The following is a 21,957-nucleotide window of genomic DNA, read 5'->3' as shown; positions in this document are numbered from 1 at the left end:
TCACTCCGCACCCGGTTGACCGTTCGGCCGTTGGACCGGCCGCGGGTCCGTGGCGGCGGGGGTGCATGAGGCCGCGCGAATTGCCAGGACGCCGCGGCTCTAGAGCAGCTTGGGGCGAAGGGGAACCGGGCTCAGCGCGCGGCGCGGCGGCGGACCAGCGCCTTGAGGTCCGAAAGCAGGAAGGCGCGGGTGGCGAAGCAGGCGGCGACATAGATCGCGCAGCCGGCACCGACGAGGATCACCAGCCCGGCATAACGCTCCCAGATCCGGCCGTTGAGCCACGGATCGAGCAGCCCGTCGCCCGCCCAGAGCGCCGCGCCCATCACGATCGCCGCCAGCGCAAGCCGGGGCAGGCGGCGGGCAAGCTGGGCGTCGACCTCGAAATGGCCACGCTTGCGCAGCGTAAGGTACAGCATCGTCACGTTGACGGTGGAGGAGAGCGCGGTGGCAAGCGGCGGCCCGAGATGGGCGATCAGCGGAATCAGCGCGAGATTGGCGGCGATGTTCACCGCGACCGAGATCATTGCCAGCCGCACCGGCGTCTTCGTGTCCTGCCGCGCGTAGAAGCCGGGGGTCAGCACCTTGACGAGGATGTAGGAGGGCAGGCCGATCGAGAAGCCGGCCAGTGCCCAGGCGCACTTCACCGTGTCCTCCGGCGTGAAGTGGCCGTACTGGAACAGCCCGCGGACGATCGGCTCGGCGGCGACGATCAGCGCGACCATCGCGGGCAGGGTGAGGAACAGCGCCAGCTCCATGCCGCGGTTCTGCGTCTCCATCGCCTCGGCTTCCTTGCCGGCGCCGAGCAGGCGGGAGATGGTGGGGAGCAGGATGGTGCCGAGGCCGATGCCGATCATGCCCAGCGGCAGCTGGTTCAGCCGATCGGCATAATAGATGTACGAGATCGAGCCCTCGCCGAGCAGCTTGCCCGATAGCGAGGTGGAAATGACGAGGTTGAGCTGCACCGCGCCCGCACCCACGGCGGCCGGCAGGATCAGCTTCATCAGCCGCCGCACGTCATCGTCGATCCGCGGCAGGCGCGGGCGCAGCGACACGCCCGAGGCGCGGCAGGCGAGCGCCAGCCAGCCGAGCTGGAGAAGCCCGCCCAGCGGCACGCTGATCGCCTGCACCCGCGCGGTCTGCTCGGGTGTGCCGTGGAAGAAGAACAGTCCGGTCACCATGGCGATGTTGAGCAGGATCGGCGCTGCGGCGTTGACCCAGAACTTGTCGAGCGAATTGAGGATGCCACCGAGCAGCGAGGCAAGGCAGATCAGCATCAGATAGGGGAGGGTGATCCGCGACAGCTGTACCGCGAAGGCGAACTGCTCTGGCGTCGGGTGTTGCTTCTCGAAACCGCCGGAGAGCACTGCCGTCAGCGGCCAGGCGGCGGCCAGCGCCACCAGCGTCAATGCCAGCAGGATCGCGAACAGCACGGAAAGCGTGCGCTCGGCGAAATCATAGGCCGGGCCGCGCTCGCCGTTCACGCCCAGCTTCTGGTTGAACATCGGGATGAACGCCGATGCGAACGCACCCTCGGCGAAGAAGGCGCGGAACATGTTGGGCAGGCGGAAGGCGACGAGGAAGGCGTCCGATGCGAAATTCGCGCCGACATAACGCGCCTGGAGCGAATCGCGGACCAGGGCAAGGATACGGCTGGCGAGCGTGAGACCGCCCACCGAACCCAGGCTGCGCACGAGCTTCATCGAGAGATCGCCGTCCTAGAAGGAAAAGGGGGCGCCACCGGCATGCGGCGCGCCCCCGAAATCAAGCTTGTATGCGCCCGGCTCAGGCGTGGCCGGCTTCTTCGAAGCCGATCGCGCCTTCCTGCTGGGCACGCTGCTGCATGTAGATGCCGGCGAAGTCGATCGGCTCGAGCATCAGCGGCGGGAAGCCGCCATCGCGGACCTGGTCGGCCAGCACGCGGCGGGCGAAGGGGAACAGGATGCGCGGCGCTTCGCCGAGCAGGAACGGATCCAGCGCTTCCTGGGGGATGTTGCGGAGCGCGAACAGGCCCGCATAGGTGAGGTCGACGATGAACGCGACCTGCTCGCCGGCCTGGGCGCGGACTTCGATCTTCAGCGCGACTTCGTACACGTCGTCGCCGACCTTGTTCGAGCCGATGTTGAACTGCACGTCGATCGCCGGGGCGTTCTGCTGCTGGTAGATGGCCGGCGCGTTCGGATTCTCGAACGAGAGATCCTTTACGTACTGCGACAGCACGCCCGCCTGGGGCGCATCATCGGCGCCATTGCCAGCGGCGTCGCCGAATTCGGCGAAGGTGTCGTTCTCGGCCATCCAACTTTCCTCTTTAGATCAGGAGATTTTCGCGCTCCAGGCGCGTTACAGGGCAAGCGACTAGCAGGCGTGTGCCGGTGGCGCAATCGCATGCCCCATTGTTCGATTTGAAACCGAGGCCGCGAAGGCCTATGTACGAAAGACGGAGGCTTTGGAGGGCCAGTGTTCTACGTCATTCTGTTCGCGATGGTGGCCGGTTTCCTGGCGCTCCGGCTGTATGCGGTACTCGGCAAGCGTACCGGGCACGAGCAGGCGCTCCCGAAACCCGCCGAGGAGCGCGTCGCCGCGCCGCCCGTGACGCGGACGATCGAGGCGGTGCCGGAAGTGCGCGACTCGATCAACCGCACGATCGAGGTGGGCGCGGAGACGGGCCTGCGCGCCGTGGTCTCGGCCGACCCGAGCTTCGACGTCGCCAAGTTCCTCGAAGGCGCCAAATCCGCCTATCGCATGATACTCGAAGCCTTCTGGAAGGGCGACGAGGACACGCTGCGCTTCCTGGTGGACGAGGACGTGCGCGCCGCGTTCGAACAGGCCATCGCCGATCGCAAGGCGAAGGGCGAGGTGCTCGACAATCGCCTGATCGCGATCGAGCGCGCGACGATTTCCGAAGCAGGTGTCGAGAACAAGGTCGCCCAGGTGACCGTCCGCTTCGATGCGGACATCGTTGCGGTAACGCGCGACGCCGAGGGCAATGTGATTGCCGGTTCGCTCAGCGACGCGGTCATCACGCACGATGTCTGGACCTTCGCCCGCAAGCTGCGCAGCGACGATCCGAACTGGAAGCTGGTCGAGACCGACGAAGCCTGAGGGGCAGCATGCGGATTTTCGGGGGATTGGCGCTCGCTGGGCTGCTTGGCGCGTGTTCGAGCGGCCTCGTTCCCCCAGAGGCGGGTACGCGGCCCGCGCCGACGCGTCCGGCACCAGACCGTCCCGTGCCCGTGGCAGAGCGTCCGCACCCCGGCACGACGCTTCCCGAGACGCCTTCCAATCTTCCTGCGCGCCAGCCTAGTGCTGCGACGCCGTTGCCGGCGATGCCTGCTCCGCCCGCTGCGGCTGGCGCCTCGATGGCCGCCACTGCCGGGCTCGTCGCAGGCCCCGCCATCGAGACGCTGCCGATCACCCCGGACAATGCCGCTCGCGCACTCGCGGCGTTTAAGCTGAGCTGCCCGGGCCTCCAGCGCCGTACCGATGCCTCCGGGCTGACCCGTGGCAGCGACTGGGGGGACGCCTGTGCCGCCGCCGCCAGCTGGAGCGGAGATGCGACGGGCTTTTTCGCGCGGTGGTTCGAAACGGTGCAGGTCGGCAACGGTGCCGCCTTTGCTACCGGCTATTACGAGCCCGAAATTGCCGGCGTGCGCGCGCGCCGGTCCGGCTATGACGTGCCGGTCTACGGCCTTCCCGACAATCTGATCGAGGTCGATCTCGGCCAGTTCTCCGATGCGCTGAAAGGCAAGCGGATCCGCGGCCGCGTCCATGGCCGTCAGTTCGTCCCCTATTACGATCGGACCCAGATCGAGCAGGGCGCGCTGGAAGGCCATGCGCCGGTGGTTGCTTGGGCGGCCGACCCGATCGAGATGTTCTTCCTGCAGGTACAGGGCTCGGGCCGGCTCAAGGGGCCGGACGGGCAGGTGGTCCGCATCGGTTATGCCGGGCAGAACGGCCGCGACTATACCGGCATCGGCAAGCTGATGAAGGATCGCGGGCTGCTCGGCCCCGGCCAGACCTCGATGCAGGGCATCGTCGCCTGGCTGCGCGCGCATCCCGAGGAAGGCCGCGCGATCATGCGCGAGAACAAGAGCTTCGTGTTCTTCAAGGAATTGAGCGGCGCCGGGCCGCTGGGCGCGATGGGCTATCCGGTGGCCGGCTGGACCAGCGTGGCGGCGGACCCGAAGTTCATTCCGCTCGGCGCGCCGCTGTTCCTGTCGATGGACCGCACCGATGCGACCGGGCTGTGGGTGGCGCAGGATACCGGCGGCGCGATCAAGGGACCGAACCGCGTCGACACCTTCTGGGGCGCCGGCGAGGAGGCGCGCGCCATCGCCGGCGGCATGTCGGCGCGCGGCGTCGCCTGGCTGCTGCTGCCCAAGGGCACGCTGGCGCGGCTCAACGCGGCCCAACCTGCGACGGCGCAGCCGCCGATCCCCCAGCCATGAGCGGGCGCGGGCGCCGCACGCTGGCGCCCGAGGAAGCGGCGCTGTGGCAGAAGGTGATCCAGAGCGTCACGCCGCTGCACGTGCGCGCCGTGCCCAAGCCGCTGCCGCCGGAGCCCGAGCCCGCAGCGGCGCCTGTCCCCAAGCCAATGACGCGCCGGCTGGACGTCCCCACCGGCAAGCTGGTGCCCAGCCGCCCGGGGCGGCCCGCCATCACCCTTTCGACGCCGATGCCGGACACGCACGAGCGCCGCACGCTCGATGCGAGCTGGGATCGGCGGCTGTCGCGCGGGCTGGTCGCGCCCGAAAGCTCGATCGATCTGCACGGCCACAACCTGCACGCCGCCTATGACCGGCTGGACGTCGGTCTCGCCCAGGCCATCGCGCATGGCGACCGGGTGCTGCTGCTGATCACCGGCAAGCCGCCGCGCCCCGAATCGGAGCGGCCGCATGCGCGCGGCGCGATCCGGGCGGCGGTGGGGGACTGGCTCGCCGCGTCGCGCCATGCCGATCGCATCGCGGCGGTGCGCCAGGCCCATCCCCGGCACGGCGGATCGGGCGCGCTCTACATCGTCCTGCGCCGTCCGCGTGGGCAGGGCTGACGCGCGAGTTTCTTAACGAATCCGTGGCACGGTTCGCCCGGCGTTCGAGTATATCGATGCGCCGGGGGATTCTTGGAGCAACGAACAGCAATGCGCTGGGGGGAGCGAAGGACGAGCAGGCGAGTTGCCATCGGCGCCATAGTTGGTGCGGCGATGCTGATGCTGATCGCGCGCCTGGCGGGCCTTACTTTCGCACAACTTGGGCTTGCACTGGGTCTGGCGGTGCCGCTGGCGCTGCTGGGGGCACTCGCCTTGGCCATGATCGGGCGCCCGCGTCGTGCGGCGGCGCTGTCGGCGGCGGTCGACCGGCTGCATGCCGCGGCACTCGGCGATCTCGAAAGCCCGCTCCCTTCGGCCTTGCTGCGGGGTGCGCCGCGACTCGCCGAAGCGATCGACGAGCTGTTCCACAAGCTCCACGGCAATCTGGAAAGCGTGCACCGTCTGGCGATGTTCGATACCGTCACCGGACTCGCCAATCGCCCCCATTTTCGCCGCGGGGCAGAGCGGATGCTGGAGGATGCTGCCGAGGACACCAAGGCGGCGCTGTTCTTCATCGACCTCGATCGCTTCAAGGCGGTGAACGATACACTGGGCCATGCCGTGGGCGATGTGCTGCTCGGCATGGTCGCCAACCGGCTGCGCGCGGTGGGCGACCAGTGCGCCGTTTTCACCCGGGGTGAGGCGCCCCTGATCGGCCGGCTTGCCGGCGACGAGTTCACCCTGTTCTTCGCGCATCTGCCCGATCCGGACGCCCGCGTGCTGGTCGGTACCAAGGTGCTGGAGGCGCTGTCGGCGCCGTTCGATCTCGCCGGCCAGATCGTGTCGATCGGGGCGTCGATCGGGCTGGCGCTCTATCCCGACCATGGGCGGACGCTACACGACCTGATGGGTGCCGCCGACGCGGCGATGTACCAGGCGAAGACGCAAGGGCGCGGCCGGGTCGAGACGTTCAGCGACGGCCTTGCCGCGCAGATGATCGCGCGGGTGCGCCTTGAAACCGAGCTGCGCGCGGCAATCGAGCGCGACGAATTTGCGCTGGTCTTCCAGCCGCAGGTTGCGGCGTCCGACGGCACGATCGTCGGCGCCGAGGCGCTGCTGCGCTGGGAGCATCCGGACGGCACCAAGCTGCCCGGCGTCTTCCTGCCGCGCGCCGAGGAAACCGGGCTGATCGTCGAGATTGGCGACTGGGTGGTCGCCAATGTGGCGAACACGATCGCGCGCTGGGCCCGGCTTGGCGTGGAGCAGCGGCTGGCGGTGAATGTCAGCCAGCGCCAGATCGACCACACCACCTTCTTTCGCCATCTGCGCGCCGCGATGCTGGCAGCGAACGCGCCCGCGCGGTTGCTCGAGCTGGAGATCAGCGAGACGCTGGCGATGCATTGTTCGGAGGAGGTGCTGCGCGCGATCGCCGCGCTGCGCGCCGCGGGCGCCACGGTGGCGGTCGATGACTTCGGGACGGGCTATTCGAACCTCGCCCGGCTGCGGCGGCTGCCGATCGACCGGGTGAAGCTGGACCGCAGCCTGATCGAGCAGGTTGCCACCAATCCCGAGGCGCGGGCGATCACCCAGGCGGTGATCGGCCTGGTCCACGGGCTGGGCTGCCAGGCGGTGGCCGAGGGGATCGAGAGCGAGGCGCAGGCCGCCGTGCTGCGCGTGCTCGGCTGCGACGTGCTGCAGGGCTATGCGATCGCCACGCCGATGGGCGAGGCCGATTTCCTTGCCTGGGTGCGGGAAATGGCGCCCCGCCGGGCGACCGCCTGAGCGATCACACCCGCTTCAGGATTTCCGCATAGACGTCCGTCAGCGCGCGCAGGTCGGCGAGCGCGACGGCTTCATCCAGTTTGTGCATCGTTGCGTTGAGCAGGCCGAACTCGACGACGGGGCAGATGCGCGAGAGGAAGCGCGCGTCCGAGGTGCCGCCGGTAGTCGACAGTTCGGCCTCGACGCCGAGGACGTCGCGGATCGCGCCGCTGACCAGGTCCGAGAGGGGCCCCGGCTGGGTGAGGAACGCCTCGCCGAACACGCGCCCCTTCACCTCGGCATGCGGTGCGTGGCGGGCAACGATCGCCTGAATGCGGGCGATCAGTTCTTCCCCGCGCTGCTGATCGTTGAAGCGGATGCTGATCCGTGCCGCGGCCCGGCCCGGGATGACGTTGGTCGCAGGGTTGCCGACCGCCAGATCGATCACCTCGATATTGGACGGCTGGAACCAGGCATTGCCCTGATCGAGCTCGATCCCGTCGATCTCGGCGAGGGCGCGGACGAGGCGGGGGACCGGGTTGTCGGCCAGATGCGGATAGGCGACATGCCCCTGCCGGCCGATCACGGCGATCTCGATCACCGTCGATCCGCGACGCCCGATCTTGATCGTGTCGCCCAGTCGGTGCGCGGAGGTGGGCTCGCCGACCAGGCAGAGGTCGGGCTTGAGGCCGCGTTCGGCCATGCGCTCGATCAGCCTGGGCGTGCCGTAGGTGGCGGGGCCTTCCTCGTCGCCGGTGATGATCAGGCTGGTGATGCCGCGTGCGGGTGCCTGCGCGGCGGCGGCGACGAAGGCGGCGATCGCGCCCTTCATGTCGACCGCGCCGCGGCCGTAGAGCAGCTCGCCGCGAATCTCGGGAGCGAAGGCGCCGCTGGTCCAGCCCTGGCCGGGCGGCACCACGTCGAGATGGCCGGCAAAGGCGAAATGCGGCCCCTCGCTGCCGCGGACGGCGAGCAGGTTTTCGACCGGCCCGTCGGGTGCCTCGCCCTCGACGAAGCGCTCGACCCGGAAGCCCAGCGGGGTGACCGCCGCCTCCAGCACGTCGAACACGCTGCCGCGGGCCGGCGTGACGCTTTCGGCCGCAATCAGGGCCTTGGTGAGTTCGACGACGTCCGGCACACTACCTCCATTCGCAAGGGAGGCGACATTGCCCAAGCTGGACCTGGATACAATCCCGCAGACCAACGCCACCGGCTATCCGGCACCGTTCGACGCAGCGGTGGCAGGGCGCTGGTACCGCCGGCTCGCACCGCCCTCGGGGCTGACCGCGATGGGGGTGAGCCATGTCGTGCTCAAGCCGGGCGCCTGGTCCTCGCAGCGGCACTGGCATGACAGCGAGGACGAGTTCGTCGTGATGCTGGCCGGTGAGGCGGTGCTGGTGGAGGAGGGCGGGGAAACCGTCCTGCGGGCAGGGGACTGCGCGGCCTTCCCGGCCGGGGTGGCGGATGGGCATCATCTGCAGAACCGGTCCCAGGAAGATGCCGTGTTCCTCGCCATCGGTGCGGGCCCGCGCGGCGGCGGGGAATATCCCGATATCGACATGGTATTCACGCCCGAGGGGTATTTCCGGAAGGACGGGACGCCGTACGAGACGGAACGGCTGCGGTGATCCCGCTCTTTAGCCCCTGCCCTTCAGGGGAGGGGGTTGGGGTGGGGCCGTGTCTCACCGAGACCAACCAACGTTCTGGAATCCCTCCACCCCAACCCCTCCTCCAAGGAGGAGGGGCTTAGATAGTGGTACTCACGCCACCGGCAGCTCGAACTTCTCGATCACCCAATCCTCTTCCTGCGCCCCGGCGATCCAGTCCTGCATATACGGGTGCTGGAGCACGGCCAGCATATAGGCCTGGGCGAAGCGCGGCACCGGCAGCGAATAGGTGACGATCCGCGTCACCACCGGCGCGAACATGATGTCGGCGGCGCCGAACGTGCCGAACAGGAACGGCTCCTCGCCGCCATAGCGGGCACGGGCCTGGGCCCAGAGTTCCATGATCCTTGCCAGGTCGGCCGCGACATCCTCGTCCACCGGCGCAGGCGGATAGACCTGGCGGATGTTCATGCTGTGCTTGCGGCGGAGCGCGGCGAAGCTCGAATGCATCTCCGCCGCCATGGATCGTGCCATCGCACGGGCGGCGGGATCCTCCGGCCAGAACCGGGTGTTGCCGATCTTGTCGTTGAGATATTCGACAATCGCCAGGCTGTCCCACACCACCGCCTCGCCGTCCCACAGGATCGGCACCTTGCCCGAGGAGGGGGCGAATTCGTCGCCTTCACGGCGGCGGTCCCAGTCCTGGTCGTAGAGCGGCACCACCGTTTCCTCGAACGGAATCCCCGAAAGCTTGCACGCGAGCCAGCCGCGCAGCGACCAGGACGAATAGGCCTTGTTGCCGATGATGAGCTTCATGGCGCCGGGATAGACGGGGGCGCCGGCAGCGGCAACCGATACCGTTTTGCGCCAGGCCAAAGCCGTTGCGGAACTTCGCGAATATTTCCAGTCTGACGGTCTTGCGGCAGGGGGCCGCGAATCGGGGGACGAAAAGACGATGCGGAGCAAGGGATTCCTGTGCGCGGCGGCGGCAGTCGTGGCGATGGCAGCGGTTTGTCCGCCGGTAGAGGCACAGGAAAAGGCAGCGTCGAGCGCGCCCGCAAGCACGAGCGCGAAGATCGACACGGCGGTGTTCGCCGAACTGCCGGCCGTCCAGCGGCCCGAGCTTTCGCCGGACGGCAAGCATGTCGCGGCGAAGCTGGCGATCGCCGGCGCGCAATATTTCGCGGTGATGGACCTGGATGGTTCGAACCGCCACATCATCGGTGCGGGCGATACCGACATCAATTGGTGGAACTGGGTGAACGACGCCTGGCTGGTGATGGGCGTCGGGCGCGAGGTCGACGTGCAGGGCGACAAGTGGCGGATCAGCCGCGTGTTCGGCGTCGAGGCGGCGACCGCCAAGCTCGTCCCGCTCAACACGCCGGACACCGGCCAGAACGGCGATGACGTACTGTGGACGCCGCACGACGGCTCCACCCGCATCCTGCTTTCGGCGCAGACCTCGATCTATAGCGACGAGCCCGGCTTCTGGCCGCGGGTCGACGAGGTCGATGTGACCAACGGTCGGCACCGCCGGGTGCTGGATGGCCGCGACGAAGTGATGGACTGGTATGCCGATGGCAACGGCACGGTTCGCATGGGCGTGGGCACGTCGATGGACGGCCGCCAGCGCCGGCTGCTTTACCGTCCCTCGGCGCGGGACAGCTTCCGGGTGATCGACAAGGCCAAGGGCGTCAACGAAGGCCTGCTGATGCCCAAGCTGTTCCTGCCCGATCCGGGCAAGGCGCTGGTGGTGCAGGACGATGACGAGGGCTTCTCCGCGTTGTGGGAATATGATCTCACCACCATGCAGCGCGGCAAGAAAGTGTTCGGTGTGGCCGGCTACGACATTGACGGGCCGGTGGTCGATGGCCGCAGCTCGACGCTGCTCGGCGTCGAGGTCACCGAGAAGTTCGCGCGAACCGCCTGGCTCGATCCGGCGATGGCGGCGCTCCAGAAGAAGCTGAGCGACCGCATCCAGGGCGCGCGGGTGCAGATCACCAGCTACAGCGCCGATCGTTCGGTGGTGCTCCTCCATGTCGGCGATGCGAGCGCGCCGGGGGCCTATTTCCTTTACCGGGCGGAAGACGATTCGCTGCAGGCCTTCTCGATGAACAACAAGACGCTGGGGTTGCGGCGCCTGCATCCGGTGAAGACCATCCAGTACAAGGCCCGCGACGGGCTGGAGATCTCGGCCGTGCTGACCCTGCCGCGGAACGGCACGGGCAAGAACCTGCCGCTGATCCTGATGCCGCATGGCGGGCCCGAGGCGCGCGACGACGAAAGCTGGGACTTCATGGTCCAGTTCCTCGCCGATCGCGGCTATGCGGTGATCCAGCCCAATTATCGCGGCTCGACCGGGCTCGGCACCAAGTTCCTGCGCAAGGGCGACGGCCAATGGGGCCTGGCGATGCAGGACGACCTCAACGACGCGGTGAAGGCGCTGGCCGAGCAGGGCATCGCCGATCCCAAGCGGGTCTGCGTGGTCGGCGCCTCCTATGGCGGCTATGCGGCGCTGCGGGCGGCGCAGCGCGACGGGGCGCTGTTCCGCTGCGCGGTTTCCTATGCCGGGGTGTCCGATCTCCAGCGGATGGTCGCCTATGACTCAAAGTTCCTCGGCGGCGAATCGATCAAGGACTTCCTGAAATCCAAGGCGCAGGACTTCAAGAGCGTCTCGCCGCTGTTCCATGCGCAGGATTTCTCGATCCCCGTGCTGATCGTCCACGGCAAGAAGGATCGCCGCGTGCCGTTCACCCAGAGCAAGGTGATGGTCGACGCGCTCAAATCGGCGGGGAAGACCTACGAGTTCCTCGAGCAGCGCGAGGCCGACCATTTCTTCAGCCGCGCCGACGACCGACTGACCTTTCTCAAGGCGATGGAGGCCTTCCTCGCCAAGTACAACCCGGCGTGAAGGTGCCCGTCCAAAGCCGTCACCCCAGCGCAAGCTGGGGTCTCGTCGGGGCGGGGCTGTGATCTAGCAGCGCTACTTCGGGAGATCCCAGCGTTCGCTGGGATGACGGTTCTGGCGGCGTTAGGCCCTTACATAGACCCAGGCGTGGGTGCCCGAGGCGAGGGGCACCCATTGCCGGACATAATTCTCGCTTTCGTAGATGTCGGCGGCTTCCAGCTCCTTGGCGCTGAGCTGGAAGACCTTGCCCGCGATCGGCGGTCCATCGCCGGGGATCAGGGCGAGGTGCGTCTCGATGCCGCTGGCGTCGAGCACGGCCGGGTCGCGGATCTGGATCTCGGTGATCACATAGCCGTGGAGCACGTCGTCGCTGCCGTCGAGCAGCCGGCCGAACTGACTCAATTGTACCTGGTCCAGCTGGAGCGTGCCGTAGGAGAAGAGCGGCTCCATGCCCGCGCTCAGCCGATCGCTTCGAGCACCGCGGCGCGGAGCTCGGGCAGCCCCATGCCCTTGTCGCTGGACGTTGCCAGGATCTCGGGATGGGCGGCGGCGCGCTTGCGGGCCTCTTCCACCGTGCGGGCGGTGACCTCGGCCAGCTCGCTCGCCTTGATCTTGTCCGTCTTGGTGAGCACCAGCCGATAGCTGACCGCGGCGTCGTCGAGCATCTCGAGGATCTCGCGATCGACATCCTTGATGCCGTGGCGCGAATCGATCAACACCAGCGCGCGCTTGAGCTCCTGCCGGCCGCGCAGATAGTCGTTCACCAGATAGCGCCACTTGCGGACCATGTCCTTGGGCGCCTTGGCGAAGCCATAGCCGGGCATGTCGACCAGGCGAAAGCGCAGCGGTTCGCCGACGTCGAAGAAGTTCAATTCCTGCGTGCGCCCGGGCGTGACCGAGGTGCGGGCGAGGCTGTTGCGGTTGGTCAGCGCATTGATCAGCGACGACTTGCCGACGTTCGAGCGGCCGGCGAACGCCACCTCCGGCACGGTCGGCGCGGGCAGATGCTCGAGCGCCGGCGCGGACTTGAGGAACGCGATGGGGCCGGCGAACAGCTTGCGCGCGGATTCGATCTGGTCGGGGTCGAAGGACATTTAGTTCAGCTGCCCCGGCGAGCGGGGCCCTTTCAGCATATCACAGGCGGTGGTGCCTGCGTTCCCCTCCCGCTTGCGGGAGGGGCTAGGGGAGGGGCTGCAACCGCGCAGCACTGCCTCCACGTCAGTCCCTCCCCCGACCCCTCCCGCAAGCGGGAGGGGAGCGAAAGCTCTGACCGCGTGCTGGCTGGAGGGGGTGGGAAGGGGCATTCTCACTTCGCCTTGGCCGCGCCCGGCTTGGCCACGGGCACCTTCATCTCCGGGTGCCGCGCATAGAGCCACTGCTGCTGGAGCACGGTCAGCACGTTCGAGGTGATCCAGTAGAGCTGCAGGCCGACGGCGAAGGGCGCCATCAGGAACATCAGCATCCACGGCATGATCGCGAACATCTGCTTCTGCATCTCGTCCATCGGCGCCGGGTTCATCCGCATCTGGAAGAACATCGACACGCCTAGCAGCACCGGCACCACGCCGATCGCCAGGAAGCTCGGCGGCGTGAAGTGGAGATAGCCGAACAGGTTGAGGATCGTCGCCGGATCCGGCGCCGAAAGGTCGCGGATCCACAGGACGAAGGGCTGGTGGCGCATCTCGATCGTCAGCAGCAGCACCTTGTAGAGCGCGAACATGATCGGGATCTGCAGGATCATCGGTGCGCAGCCCGCGAGCGGATTGACCTTTTCCGCCTTGTAGAGCTGCATGATCTCCTGCTGCTGGCGCGCCTTGTCGTCCTTGTAGCGCTCCTGGATCGCCTTCATCTTCGGCTGCACCTGGCGCATCTTCGCCATCGAGGCGAACTGCTTCTGGGCGATCGGGAAGAGCAGGCCGCGGATGGTGATCGTCAGCAGGATGATCGCCACGCCGAAATTGCCGACCAGCTTGAACAGCCAGCTGAGGTAGGTGAAGATCGGGCGCTCGATGATCTCGAACCAGCCCCAGTCGATCGCGCGCTCGAACTTCGCGATGTCATACTGCTTCTGATAGGCGTCGAGCAGCTTCACTTCCTTGGCGCCGGCGAAGAAGTGGCTGGTATAGGTCGCTTCCTTGCCCGGGCGGACCGCGATCGGCTGGGCAAGGGCGACATCGGCCTGATATTGCTGCGCCGCAGTGCCGCGCTGCTGGATGCTCACGCCGCCGCGCTGGTCGGGGATCGCCGCCGTCAGCCAGTAATGGTCGCTGAAGCCGACCCAGCCGCCGGTGGTGGTGAACTGCTGGGGCGTGCTCTCCACGTCCTTCCAGTTGATATAGTGCGCCGCATCGTTGGTCGCGGCGACCGGGCCGACATGCGCGGCCCACTGGCTGGTATCGGTCGAGCGCTGGCCACGCGAGATCAGCGTGTAGGGGGTGACGGCCACCGGCGCGCCGCCACGGTTCGCGACCGTCTGGCGAACGGTGAACATGAAGTTCGAATCGACGCCGAGCTCGACCGTGAAGGTCTGGCCGGCGCTGTTCGTGGTGGTGAGCCTGACCGGGGTGGCGGGCGTCAGCGTCTGGCCGTCGGCCTTCCACACGGTGTTGGCGTCCGGCGCGCCCGCGCCCTGCCAGCCGAACTGCGCGAAATAGCTGCCCTCCGCGCCGCTCGGCGAGAGCAGGCGGATCGGTGGCGAGTTCTTCGCCACGGTCTGGTCGTACTGGCGCAGGACGAGATCGTCGATGCGCAGGCCCTTTAGGTTGATCGAGCCCTTGAGCGCCGGCGTGTCGATCGCGACGCGCGGGCTGTCGGCCAGCACCGCGTCGCGGTCGCGAATCGTCCTGGGCGCGTTGGTGGCTGCGTCGACGCCGGAGTTCGGCACCGGCTGCAGCTTGCCGTCGACCATCTTGGCGGGTGCGGCCGGCTGCTGCGGGAACAGCCAGTGGCTGATCATCGGCCAGCCGAGCAGCACCAATGCCGCGAACGCCGCGAAGAGGATGAAATTCTTCTGTTCTTCTTTCACCGATAATCCCCGGAAGGAAAGCTCAAGGAACGGGATCTGGGCCGTGCCCGCCCCATGGATGGCAGCGCGCGATGCGCCGTAGCGCAAGCCAGCCGCCTTTCACCGCCCCATAGCGGCGAAGCGCTTCGATTGCATAGGCCGAACAGGAAGGCTGGTAGCGACAGGTGGGCGGCAGGATCAGCGACGGGCCCAGCTGCCAGGCGCGCGCGAGCAGCACCAGCACCCGCGCGATCATGATTCCACCTTGGGTTCGCCCTTGGGGCGCACGCGCCGGAGCGCCTTGGCGAGTTCCGCCTTCAGATCGGCATAGGGGCGCTCGATCCCGCCCATGCGGCCGATCAGCACATGGTCCGCGCCGGCGATTCCCGCCTCCGGCAGGAGTTCGCGCGCGAGCATGCGAAAACGCCGCTTCATCCGGTTGCGGATAACGGCGTTGCCAACTTTCTTGGAAACGGTAATGCCGATCCGCATCGACGGATCGGCATCGTTCCGTTCGCGCACCAGAAGGACGAAACCGGGCATCGGTGCCCGCTTTCCCCCGTTGGCGGCGAGATAGTCCTTGCGCTGCGTGAGCCGGTCGAGGCTCGGCAAGGGCGTGTCGGTGCTTACGCCGACAGCTTCTTGCGGCCGCGGGCGCGGCGGGCGCGGATCACATTGCGACCGCCCGGGGTCGCCATCCGTGCACGGAAGCCGTGCCGGCGCGCACGCACCAGGTTGCTCGGCTGAAAGGTCCGCTTCATCGCTCATCCTCGAGTATCTAGAACGTAAAAGGGCCGCCACAGGGGCGGCCGCGTGTCGAGCGCCATTACGGGCAAGTGGCGCCAGAGTCAACGCGGGATGCGAGTTTTGGGCGGGTGCCTGGCGCATGGGCGTGGAGATGGGTGGGGTGTGTTGGTTGTGCAAGACGCGGGGGCGCGGGGCTGGCGGCTGCGGTGGCGAAGTTTAGGAAGTTTAGGGTGTCGCGATGTTTTCGCGGTGGCCGAAGTTTAGGAAGTTTAGGGTCGCTAGGATTGTCGATGGCCGCCGGACTAAGACGCCGGGGCTACTGAAGAGGCAATTTCAACGGCGCGAGCGAACGGCGGGAGCTGGGTGGGAAACGGACTTAAACGCTAACGCGTTTTCCAAACCGAACGTGCGAAGTCGAGGGCTGATCGCGCGCCCGGGGCCTCAAGCTTGGCCAAGTTGCAAAGCGGATCGAGTGCTTCCCCTCCGGATGGCGATGCAGCCGCATCTGCGGGCGTTCGTTCACCCATTGGGACCTCACCGGCATAGTTCTGGGAGCCCAATATCTGGGCAGTACGCGCCTCACAATCGGCGCGAACATCCATAATCGTATAGGTCAGCACCGGTGCAAGCGGTTGAACCTTGGGCACCAGTAGCATCGCCACTACCACGATTGATCCAGTGCGCTTCGCTTCTCCAACATTTAACGCGGCGACCAGTTGATCCGAGCGCTTGTACTCGCGCCATTCTTCTCGCTGCGCTGCATTGGCACAAGCAAAAGGTAGAATCATGGCGGTCCAGCAAAGCCTGCCATTCATAGATCGCCCCTCCCTTGATCCCGTGATCGTAGGTGCTGTCCCGAATGTCGGCAACTGGGTGATAGCAGACCCGCGCATTTCGATAGTTGGACTGTTCAAAGAGCGGTGGCGTGAGAACAGATAGGGAACTTCTGGGCCAAAGCAAGTTGCTGCGCGATCGGATTCCGTTAGCCCTCGTCATCCCCGCGAAGGCGGGGATCCATTGGCGCTGCGGGTGCGGTTCCTTCCCCCGGCGGTGAGGGCCATGGATTCCCGCCTTCGCGGGAATGACAGGGGGAGGGGCGTGCGGCATCGTTCCAACAGGCACGAACGGGGCATCCGCGCCTCCGCCGCCACCCGCCGATCATATCCCTTCCGTATCGTGCAGAAGTCGCTATGCTCCCATTCTGGGGAGGGGGCTCGCTTGGTCGCCAGCGTCTCGACGGTTGCCTATCTGGGGCTGGAAGCGCGCGCGGTGGAGGTGCAGTGCAACCTCGTCGCCGGGCTGCCCAAGTTCGTCGTCGTCGGGCTGCCCGACAAGGCGGTGGCCGAAAGCCGCGAACGCGTCCGCGCCGCGATGGCGGCGATCGGCCTCGCGCTGCCGCCCAAGCATATCGTGCTCAACCTCTCGCCCGCCGACCTGCCCAAGGAAGGATCGCATTTCGACCTGCCGATCGCGCTGGCGCTGCTCGCGGCGATGGGCGTGGTCGATGCCGAGACGATCGCGGGCTATGTCGTCGTCGGCGAGCTTGCGCTCGACGGGCGGATCGCGCCGTCGCCGGGGGTGCTGCTCGCGGCGATGCACGCGGCGGAGGCGGGCAAGGGGCTGGTCTGCCCGGTCGCGCAGGGGCCGGAGGCGAGCTGGGCGGGGCAGGGAGACGTGCTCGCCGCGCCCGACCTGATCGGCCTGCTCAACCACTTCAAGGGCAACCAGCTGCTCCCCGCGCCGGTGCCGGGCGAGGTCGACCCGCCGGGGGCGGGGCCGGATCTCGCCCAGGTGAAGGGGCAGGAGACGGCCAAGCGCGCGCTCGAGATCGCCGCCGCCGGGGGGCATAATCTGCTGTTCGTCGGGCCGCCCGGTGCCGGCAAGTCGCTGATGGCGGCGTGCCTGCCGGGCATCCTGCCGCCGCTGGAAGCCGCCGAGGCGCTGGAGGTGTCGATGGTCGCCTCGGTCGCCGGCACGCTCCAGGGCGGGCGGCTGACCCGCACCCGGCCATTTCGTGCGCCGCATCACTCGGCCTCGATGGCGGCGCTGACCGGCGGCGGGATCAAGGTCAAGCCGGGCGAGGTGAGCCTCGCCCATCTCGGCGTGCTGTTCCTCGACGAACTGCCCGAGTTCCAGCGTGCCGTGCTCGATTCGCTCCGCCAGCCGCTGGAGGCGGGCGTGGTGAGCGTGGCGCGGGCCAGCGCGCATGTGACCTATCCGGCGCGGGTGCAGCTGATCGCGGCGATGAACCCGTGCCGCTGCGGGCATCTCGGCGACCCGGCGCTCGCCTGTGCCCGCGCACCGCGCTGCGCGGCCGACTATCAGGCGAAGGTGTCCGGCCCGCTGCTCGACCGGATCGACCTGCATGTCGAGGTCCAGCCGGTGACCGCCGCCGATCTCGTCCTGCCGCCGCCCGCCGAAGGATCGGCCGAGGTCGCGGCGCGGGTGGCGGCGGCGCGGGCGCTCCAGACGCGGCGCTATGCGGGCACCAGCATCCGCACCAATGCCGAAGCCGATGGCGAGCCGCTAATGGCCTTCGCCGCGCCCGACGATGCCGGCCGTAAGCTGCTGGCCCAGGCGGCCGAGGCGATGCGGCTGTCGGCGCGGGGGTATACCCGGGTGTTGCGGGTGGCGCGGACGATTGCCGATCTGGCGGGGGCTGAAGGCGTGGGGCGCCTGCATGTCGCCGAGGCGCTGAGCTATCGGCGGCAGGCACCGCGGAGTTGAAGGGCCGATGCTGATCGAGGCGATCCTGGAATATCTCGGGGCAATCGGCGGACCGGATCGCGGGACGTGGAAGCTGTGGGTAGGGATGATCGCTGCGGGCGGTATCGTCTGTGTGCTGCTTGCATACCGCGGGTAGAAAGGCGCTTTTCGCCCCAATTGCAGCCGTTCAATTTGCATGGGGGAGTGCACGGATGAACAACTTGCTCGTCTTACCCATCATGTTCTGCCTCTTGGGCTGCTCTCCGAGATCAGGAGGCAGGGAAGAGGCGATAATGGACAAAATTGAGAAGCAGGTTCAGTTGCCGAGTGGAGCTGCCCCTCTGCATGAGTTTGTGAGGTACTATGCTTTCCGGCGCGACGGAAAAGTGCGAGGCATATATATTGCGGCGGTTGACGCTCCGCCGTCTTGGAAAGGCGGTGAGCGCACATGGGTGCAGGATTCTGAGCAGGTGCCTAGACTTATGGATGCTGGCTGCACCGAAGTTTCTCTGGTCTTCGATCCAGTAGCAGGTAAGGTGGAGGAGGTAGTGTGCGATGGAGCGCCTGTAGTACCTGTCCCTCAAGATCTTCTGAACGGCAGCTAACCACCCGCGTCCAGCCATTCCTTCCGTCTCTGGATCGATCAGGAGCAACCTCGCGTGCGCCTCCGCGTTCCTCCCCCGTGCAACAGCCCCGAAACGAAGCGCCCGATGGCGAGCAGCCCGATCTTCCCCCCGACGAGGAAGAGGACGTCCAGGAACGCGAGGCGGCGTCGTCTCGCGTCATCCATGAGGTTATTCGACGGCAGGGCGACGAGGAACTCGATCGGCCGGCGAGTTCGCTGTTCTTCTCCGGCGTCGTTGCCGGGGTGGCGATGGCCGGGTCGGTGCTCGGGCGCGGGCTGATCGAAAGCCATTTGCCGGATGCCCCCTGGCGGCTGCCGGTGGCGAGCATCGGCTATTGCCTCGGCTTCGTCATCGTCGTGCTCGGGCGCCTGCAGCTGTTCACCGAAAGCACGCTGTCCGCAGTGATCCCCGTCGCCGCGAACCCGTCGCTCCGCAATGTCGCCCGGCTGGGCCGGCTATGGGGGCTGGTCCTTGCGGCCAATCTCGTCGGCACGCTGTTCATCGCCTATCTGGCGACCGAGGGTTGGGTCGGCACGCCGGCGAGCACCAAGGCGATGCTCGATACCTCGCGCAGCCTGCTCGAACTTTCCGGCTGGGGCGCGGTGCGGGCGGCGGTGCCGGCGGGGTTCCTGATGGCAGGGATCGCCTGGTCGCTGCCGGGGGCCAGGCGGCAGGAGTTCCTCGTGCTGGTGTTCTGCACCTATTTCATCTCGCTCGGCGAGTTCGCGCACGTCGTCGCGGGCGCGGTGGAAGCGTGGATACTGTGGCTGGCCGGCGAGGCGAGCCTCGGCTGGGTGCTGGGCGGTTTCCTGGCGCCGGCGCTGCTCGGCAACATCCTCGGCGGATCGGTGCTGTTCGCATTGCTGGCGCATGCGCAGGTACGCGAGGAGACATGAAGCGGGTTGCGGCGCGGCTACGCTTCGTCTAGCCGTGCGCATCCTTCGCTGCCCCTGTGGCGAAATTGGTAGACGCATTCGACTCAAAATCGAACGCCGCAAGGCATGCTGGTTCGAGTCCGGCCAGGGGCACCAATGCACAGTGACAAGATCGCGGAGAGCCGCGGGACACTGCGATAACATCGCGGTGATGGTCCCCTGGTTTTTCCCGTTGTTCCGCTAAGGCCCAGGAAGGCCCGGGCGCGAATCGGTGGACCATGGGCCTCGCAGGAGGCGCGGCCCACCATGCCAGCGTCGTCGAGCTCCGTGCACAGAAGCCGCGCGATCGCCCGATCGGCTGTCGGACGGCGCCGGCCCGTATCTTCATACAGCCCTGCGGGTATTGCGCTGGCGCTTTCGCTACGAGGTTTTCAAGATCGAGCGGAAGCCGTGGGCGGGGCGTTTCCCTCCGCCCTGCCCTGCGGCGTTGGTGCTCGAGATGGGCCATGTGCAGCGCCTGAACCAGGTCGCCAATTCCCAGCGCGACCCCTCCCGCCGAACATCCGTACACCCCCTCCGCCGTACGGCGGTGCGCGACCCTGCACGCGACGCGCGCCTTGCCCCGGCTGAACCGCCTTATGCTACTCGCCCGCTCATTCCCCCAGGCCGACAAAACAGTACAGTCGTACGATTTGTGTGGTATATTATGCTATATAAGGTGGTACATCTGTATTAGACGTGGAAGTGGGAATGAGCGTCGGTTGTGAAGGGGCCCGTCGGAATGCCTGTCGGTCGTGAACGAGGCCAAAGCCGCGGTGCCGGTTGCGAGAAGGGGCGAAACTGTTCGGAGGCTGCGGGCTGCAGCGCCTTCTTCCATCATTCCGCTGCGGAGGCGGGCGCACACGATGGTCCGGGCGCGCGCACGGCAGACCTGCTTGCCGAAATGTGCCACGAGATCCGTTCGCCTGTCGGCAGCTTGATCTTGGCTGCACTCCGTCTCTCGGAGACCGCGAGTCTCGCGGCCGAATGCAGGCGCGACGCGGACCGGGTGCGCATCGCGGCCGAGCACCTGGTCACCCTGCTCGAGGACCTTTTGTTCCTCCATGCTGTAGACGTGCATGACGGGGGGCGGACGGTGGCGCCTGTCGACCTCCGGCTGCTGCTGCAGGAACTGTTCCTGCTGCTCGAGCTCAAGGCGGAGGCGGTATCCGCCCGGCTCCATCTTGCGATCGATCCCGACACGCCGGTGGTCGTGGCGTGTGATCGAGGGTGGATCTCCCGGATCGTCATGAACCTTGTCGACAACGCCATCCGGCACGCAGGATGCAGCAATATCGTCATGGCCGTGACTGCCGCGCGCGACGGATGGTGCCACCTCCGTATCGAGGACGATGGCCGTGGCTTGCACGATCACCGCCGGCAGAGGGTGCCCGGCTCCCAGTTGCGATGGGGCGCGGCGGGCGGCGGTGGCGCAGGCCTCGGGCTTCGCATCTGCGGCAGTCTGGTGGAGCGCCTTGGAGGCGCGCTTTCCTTCGATGATCGTGCGGGTGGAGGGCTGTGCGTCACGGTGGCGCTGCCGGTCGCGATCGCGCGCCATGGAGATGCGTCTTGACCCCGGGGCGCCCGGTCTTCGTCGTCGACGACGATGAGCTCATGTGTGAGGAGCTGACCCAGTTGCTGCTGAAAGTCGGCTATGACGCCCACGCCTATCCGACGGCGGATGCCTTCCTGACGAGCCATCCCGAACCGACGGGCGTGCTGGTCATCGACTTGCGTCTGAAGGGCGTCAGCGGCCTTCGACTCCAGCAGAAGCTGCAGGGCTGCAGCAGCGTGCAGATCATCTTCATGAGCGGGGTCGCCTATGTCGAAGATGCCGTGGCCGCGATGAAGGCGGGGGCGTACGAGTTTCTCGTCAAGCCGTTTCGCCCGCAGGCGTTGATCGATGCCGTGGATGGCGCGTTCGAGCGGCTGTATATCGGGCAACTCGACAAGGTGCAGCTGCAGGCGGCGACGCGCGCCTACCAGAGCCTTACCGAAGCGGAGCGGGAGATTGCGCATCTGCTCGCGAGCGGCTTGCGGAACAAGCAGGTCGCCTATCGTTCGGGCCGGGCCGAGAGCACCGTGAAGGTGCATCGCGCCCGGGTCATGAAGAAGATGGGCGTCACTACCCTGGTGGACCTGTCGCGTCAGCTGCAACGGATTGTCTGAGCTGGGCGACCGCGGCCACGGACGGATCGTGCCCGGCGCCGCCGACACACGAGGTCGGGGAGGGCGGTGTGGCGGAATCGCACGCGGCGACGGACATCGCGTCGGCGCGCGCTGATGTCCTGCCCCCTATTCTCTGAAGGCGTCGCAGGACGTCGCCATCGCGGCTTCCGTACATCGCGGACCGTTCCCGCTGCGATCGGCAGGGGCGTGGTTCGCGACTCTTCCGGTGAAATGTCCGACGTGCCGGACCCGATCATGTTGGCGCGGCGTATTTCGAACGCCATGATGCCTCGAAAACGGCCTGGACGTAGCGTAACCTAATACAATGTCCAGCATCGGTACGCAAAGCGTTACGAATTGCCGCGACGGTTTCGGAGGTGCCGATTGCAGATGACGCGAAACAAAGCAGACATGAAGCTTGGAGATAGCACGCCGCCTGGTCATCAGTACTATCGTATCGCTTGTGATAACTGTTCAATGTTTATAAAATGA

Annotated in this window: 22 protein-coding genes and 1 tRNA gene; 12 read left to right on the top strand and 11 right to left on the bottom strand. The window is 67.1% G+C overall.

All coding sequences use genetic code 11. The features are described 5' to 3' along the window. Positions 1-131: 131 nt before the first annotated feature. Positions 132-1,700, bottom strand: a complete 1,569-nt coding sequence (gene murJ, locus QZ814_RS11255; protein ID WP_294332072.1) for a murein biosynthesis integral membrane protein MurJ — start codon at positions 1,698-1,700, stop codon at positions 132-134. 82 nt (positions 1,701-1,782) lie between these two features. Beyond that, positions 1,783-2,292: a protein-export chaperone SecB gene (secB, locus tag QZ814_RS11250; protein WP_294332071.1), complete on the bottom strand. Its 510-nt coding sequence runs from the start codon at positions 2,290-2,292 to the stop codon at positions 1,783-1,785. 162 nt (positions 2,293-2,454) lie between these two features. On the opposite strand from secB, the gene QZ814_RS11245 reads away from it, so the two are divergent. The 4 genes from QZ814_RS11245 (at position 2,455) to QZ814_RS11230 (ending at position 6,805) form a co-directional block, all read left to right on the top strand. Then, entirely contained in the window at positions 2,455-3,099 is a 645-nt protein-coding gene (locus QZ814_RS11245) for a Tim44/TimA family putative adaptor protein (RefSeq protein WP_294332070.1), read from the top strand. An 8-nt stretch (positions 3,100-3,107) separates the two neighbouring features. Then, positions 3,108-4,445, top strand: coding sequence for a murein transglycosylase A (locus QZ814_RS11240; RefSeq protein WP_294332067.1), 1,338 nt, complete (start codon positions 3,108-3,110; stop codon positions 4,443-4,445). Next, positions 4,442-5,044, top strand: a complete 603-nt coding sequence (locus QZ814_RS11235; protein ID WP_294332064.1) for a Smr/MutS family protein — start codon at positions 4,442-4,444, stop codon at positions 5,042-5,044. Before QZ814_RS11240 ends, QZ814_RS11235 begins: the two co-directional genes overlap by 4 nt. A 159-nt stretch (positions 5,045-5,203) precedes the next feature. Further along, positions 5,204-6,805 carry an EAL domain-containing protein gene (locus QZ814_RS11230; protein ID WP_294332062.1) on the top strand — a complete coding sequence of 534 codons (1,602 nt, stop codon included), beginning with the start codon at positions 5,204-5,206 and terminating at the stop codon, positions 6,803-6,805. A gap of 4 nt (positions 6,806-6,809) precedes the next feature. On the opposite strand, the gene dapE is transcribed toward QZ814_RS11230, so the two are convergent. After that, a complete protein-coding gene (gene dapE, locus QZ814_RS11225) occupies positions 6,810-7,922 on the bottom strand; it encodes a succinyl-diaminopimelate desuccinylase (RefSeq protein WP_294332059.1) in 1,113 nt (370 codons plus the stop codon). Between the two features lie 28 nt (positions 7,923-7,950). On the opposite strand from dapE, the gene QZ814_RS11220 reads away from it, so the two are divergent. Further along, positions 7,951-8,412 carry a cupin domain-containing protein gene (locus QZ814_RS11220; protein WP_294332057.1) on the top strand — a complete coding sequence of 154 codons (462 nt, stop codon included), beginning with the start codon at positions 7,951-7,953 and terminating at the stop codon, positions 8,410-8,412. A gap of 132 nt (positions 8,413-8,544) precedes the next feature. Here the strand turns inward: QZ814_RS11220 and QZ814_RS11215 are convergent, their stop codons facing one another. Further along, positions 8,545-9,207 carry a glutathione S-transferase family protein gene (locus tag QZ814_RS11215; protein ID WP_294332055.1) on the bottom strand — a complete coding sequence of 221 codons (663 nt, stop codon included), beginning with the start codon at positions 9,205-9,207 and terminating at the stop codon, positions 8,545-8,547. A gap of 139 nt (positions 9,208-9,346) precedes the next feature. Here QZ814_RS11215 and QZ814_RS11210 point away from each other — a divergent pair, with 139 nt between their 5' ends. Next, positions 9,347-11,302, top strand: coding sequence for a S9 family peptidase (locus QZ814_RS11210; RefSeq protein WP_294332052.1), 1,956 nt, complete (start codon positions 9,347-9,349; stop codon positions 11,300-11,302). A gap of 120 nt (positions 11,303-11,422) precedes the next feature. On the opposite strand, the gene QZ814_RS11205 is transcribed toward QZ814_RS11210, so the two are convergent. From QZ814_RS11205 to QZ814_RS11175, 7 genes are all read right to left on the bottom strand, one after another. Further along, the gene (locus tag QZ814_RS11205; RefSeq protein ID WP_294332051.1) at positions 11,423-11,749 is read right to left on the bottom strand and encodes a gamma-glutamylcyclotransferase family protein; all 327 of its coding nucleotides are present in this window, start codon (positions 11,747-11,749) and stop codon (positions 11,423-11,425) included. An 8-nt stretch (positions 11,750-11,757) separates the two neighbouring features. Then, entirely contained in the window at positions 11,758-12,393 is a 636-nt protein-coding gene (gene yihA, locus QZ814_RS11200) for a ribosome biogenesis GTP-binding protein YihA/YsxC (protein WP_294332048.1), read from the bottom strand. Positions 12,394-12,605: 212 nt separating this feature from the next. Next, positions 12,606-14,324, bottom strand: coding sequence for a membrane protein insertase YidC (yidC, locus tag QZ814_RS11195; RefSeq protein WP_294332046.1), 1,719 nt, complete (start codon positions 14,322-14,324; stop codon positions 12,606-12,608). 22 nt (positions 14,325-14,346) lie between these two features. Then, positions 14,347-14,559 carry a membrane protein insertion efficiency factor YidD gene (yidD, locus tag QZ814_RS11190; protein WP_294332044.1) on the bottom strand — a complete coding sequence of 71 codons (213 nt, stop codon included), beginning with the start codon at positions 14,557-14,559 and terminating at the stop codon, positions 14,347-14,349. Continuing rightward, positions 14,556-14,915 carry a ribonuclease P protein component gene (gene rnpA, locus QZ814_RS11185; RefSeq protein WP_294332042.1) on the bottom strand — a complete coding sequence of 120 codons (360 nt, stop codon included), beginning with the start codon at positions 14,913-14,915 and terminating at the stop codon, positions 14,556-14,558. Before rnpA ends, yidD begins: the two co-directional genes overlap by 4 nt. A 14-nt stretch (positions 14,916-14,929) precedes the next feature. Beyond that, the gene (rpmH, locus tag QZ814_RS11180; protein ID WP_010545931.1) at positions 14,930-15,064 is read right to left on the bottom strand and encodes a 50S ribosomal protein L34; all 135 of its coding nucleotides are present in this window, start codon (positions 15,062-15,064) and stop codon (positions 14,930-14,932) included. Positions 15,065-15,433: 369 nt separating this feature from the next. Next, on the bottom strand, positions 15,434-15,865 hold the full coding sequence (locus QZ814_RS11175) for a hypothetical protein (protein ID WP_294332039.1): 432 nt from the start codon (positions 15,863-15,865) through the stop codon (positions 15,434-15,436). Positions 15,866-16,268: 403 nt separating this feature from the next. Here QZ814_RS11175 and QZ814_RS11170 point away from each other — a divergent pair, with 403 nt between their 5' ends. The 6 genes from QZ814_RS11170 to QZ814_RS11145 all read left to right on the top strand — a co-directional run bounded on the left by QZ814_RS11170 (position 16,269) and on the right by QZ814_RS11145 (position 21,465). Further along, positions 16,269-17,777: a YifB family Mg chelatase-like AAA ATPase gene (locus QZ814_RS11170; RefSeq protein ID WP_294332036.1), complete on the top strand. Its 1,509-nt coding sequence runs from the start codon at positions 16,269-16,271 to the stop codon at positions 17,775-17,777. Positions 17,778-17,784: 7 nt separating this feature from the next. Then, positions 17,785-17,913, top strand: coding sequence for a hypothetical protein (locus tag QZ814_RS11165; RefSeq protein ID WP_294332034.1), 129 nt, complete (start codon positions 17,785-17,787; stop codon positions 17,911-17,913). 525 nt (positions 17,914-18,438) lie between these two features. Continuing rightward, positions 18,439-19,278 (top strand): formate/nitrite transporter family protein, encoded by an 840-nt coding sequence (locus QZ814_RS11160; protein ID WP_294332031.1) that lies wholly within the window; start codon positions 18,439-18,441, stop codon positions 19,276-19,278. A 50-nt stretch (positions 19,279-19,328) separates the two neighbouring features. Next, positions 19,329-19,413: transfer RNA gene (locus QZ814_RS11155), tRNA-Leu, on the top strand. Positions 19,414-20,038: 625 nt separating this feature from the next. Then, entirely contained in the window at positions 20,039-20,869 is an 831-nt protein-coding gene (locus QZ814_RS11150; protein WP_294332028.1) for a HAMP domain-containing sensor histidine kinase, read from the top strand. Next, entirely contained in the window at positions 20,866-21,465 is a 600-nt protein-coding gene (locus QZ814_RS11145; protein ID WP_294332025.1) for a response regulator, read from the top strand. Before QZ814_RS11150 ends, QZ814_RS11145 begins: the two co-directional genes overlap by 4 nt. The last annotated feature ends 492 nt before the right edge of the window (positions 21,466-21,957 follow it).

This window comes from uncultured Sphingomonas sp., assembly GCF_913777625.1.
Classification (GTDB): domain Bacteria; phylum Pseudomonadota; class Alphaproteobacteria; order Sphingomonadales; family Sphingomonadaceae; genus Sphingomonas.
Note: the sequence above shows the minus strand (reverse complement) of the source record. Positions and strands in the feature narration are given on the sequence as shown.

Bases quoted from the DNA above. Each gene is read 5' to 3' on its own strand.
- QZ814_RS11205 (WP_294332051.1), bottom strand. From the start codon at position 11,749: ATGGAGCCGCTCTTCTCCTACGGCACGCTCCAGCTGGACCAGGTACAA.
- QZ814_RS11215 (WP_294332055.1), bottom strand. From the start codon at position 9,207: ATGAAGCTCATCATCGGCAACAAGGCCTATTCGTCCTGGTCGCTGCGC.
- murJ (WP_294332072.1), bottom strand. From the start codon at position 1,700: ATGAAGCTCGTGCGCAGCCTGGGTTCGGTGGGCGGTCTCACGCTCGCC.
- QZ814_RS11240 (WP_294332067.1), top strand. From the start codon at position 3,108: ATGCGGATTTTCGGGGGATTGGCGCTCGCTGGGCTGCTTGGCGCGTGT.
- yihA (WP_294332048.1), bottom strand. From the start codon at position 12,393: ATGTCCTTCGACCCCGACCAGATCGAATCCGCGCGCAAGCTGTTCGCC.
- QZ814_RS11165 (WP_294332034.1), top strand. From the start codon at position 17,785: ATGCTGATCGAGGCGATCCTGGAATATCTCGGGGCAATCGGCGGACCG.
- rpmH (WP_010545931.1), bottom strand. From the start codon at position 15,064: ATGAAGCGGACCTTTCAGCCGAGCAACCTGGTGCGTGCGCGCCGGCAC.
- QZ814_RS11150 (WP_294332028.1), top strand. From the start codon at position 20,039: ATGCCTGTCGGTCGTGAACGAGGCCAAAGCCGCGGTGCCGGTTGCGAG.
- QZ814_RS11175 (WP_294332039.1), bottom strand. From the start codon at position 15,865: ATGAATGGCAGGCTTTGCTGGACCGCCATGATTCTACCTTTTGCTTGT.
- secB (WP_294332071.1), bottom strand. From the start codon at position 2,292: ATGGCCGAGAACGACACCTTCGCCGAATTCGGCGACGCCGCTGGCAAT.
- QZ814_RS11210 (WP_294332052.1), top strand. From the start codon at position 9,347: ATGCGGAGCAAGGGATTCCTGTGCGCGGCGGCGGCAGTCGTGGCGATG.
- yidD (WP_294332044.1), bottom strand. From the start codon at position 14,559: ATGATCGCGCGGGTGCTGGTGCTGCTCGCGCGCGCCTGGCAGCTGGGC.
- QZ814_RS11230 (WP_294332062.1), top strand. From the start codon at position 5,204: ATGCTGATCGCGCGCCTGGCGGGCCTTACTTTCGCACAACTTGGGCTT.
- QZ814_RS11235 (WP_294332064.1), top strand. From the start codon at position 4,442: ATGAGCGGGCGCGGGCGCCGCACGCTGGCGCCCGAGGAAGCGGCGCTG.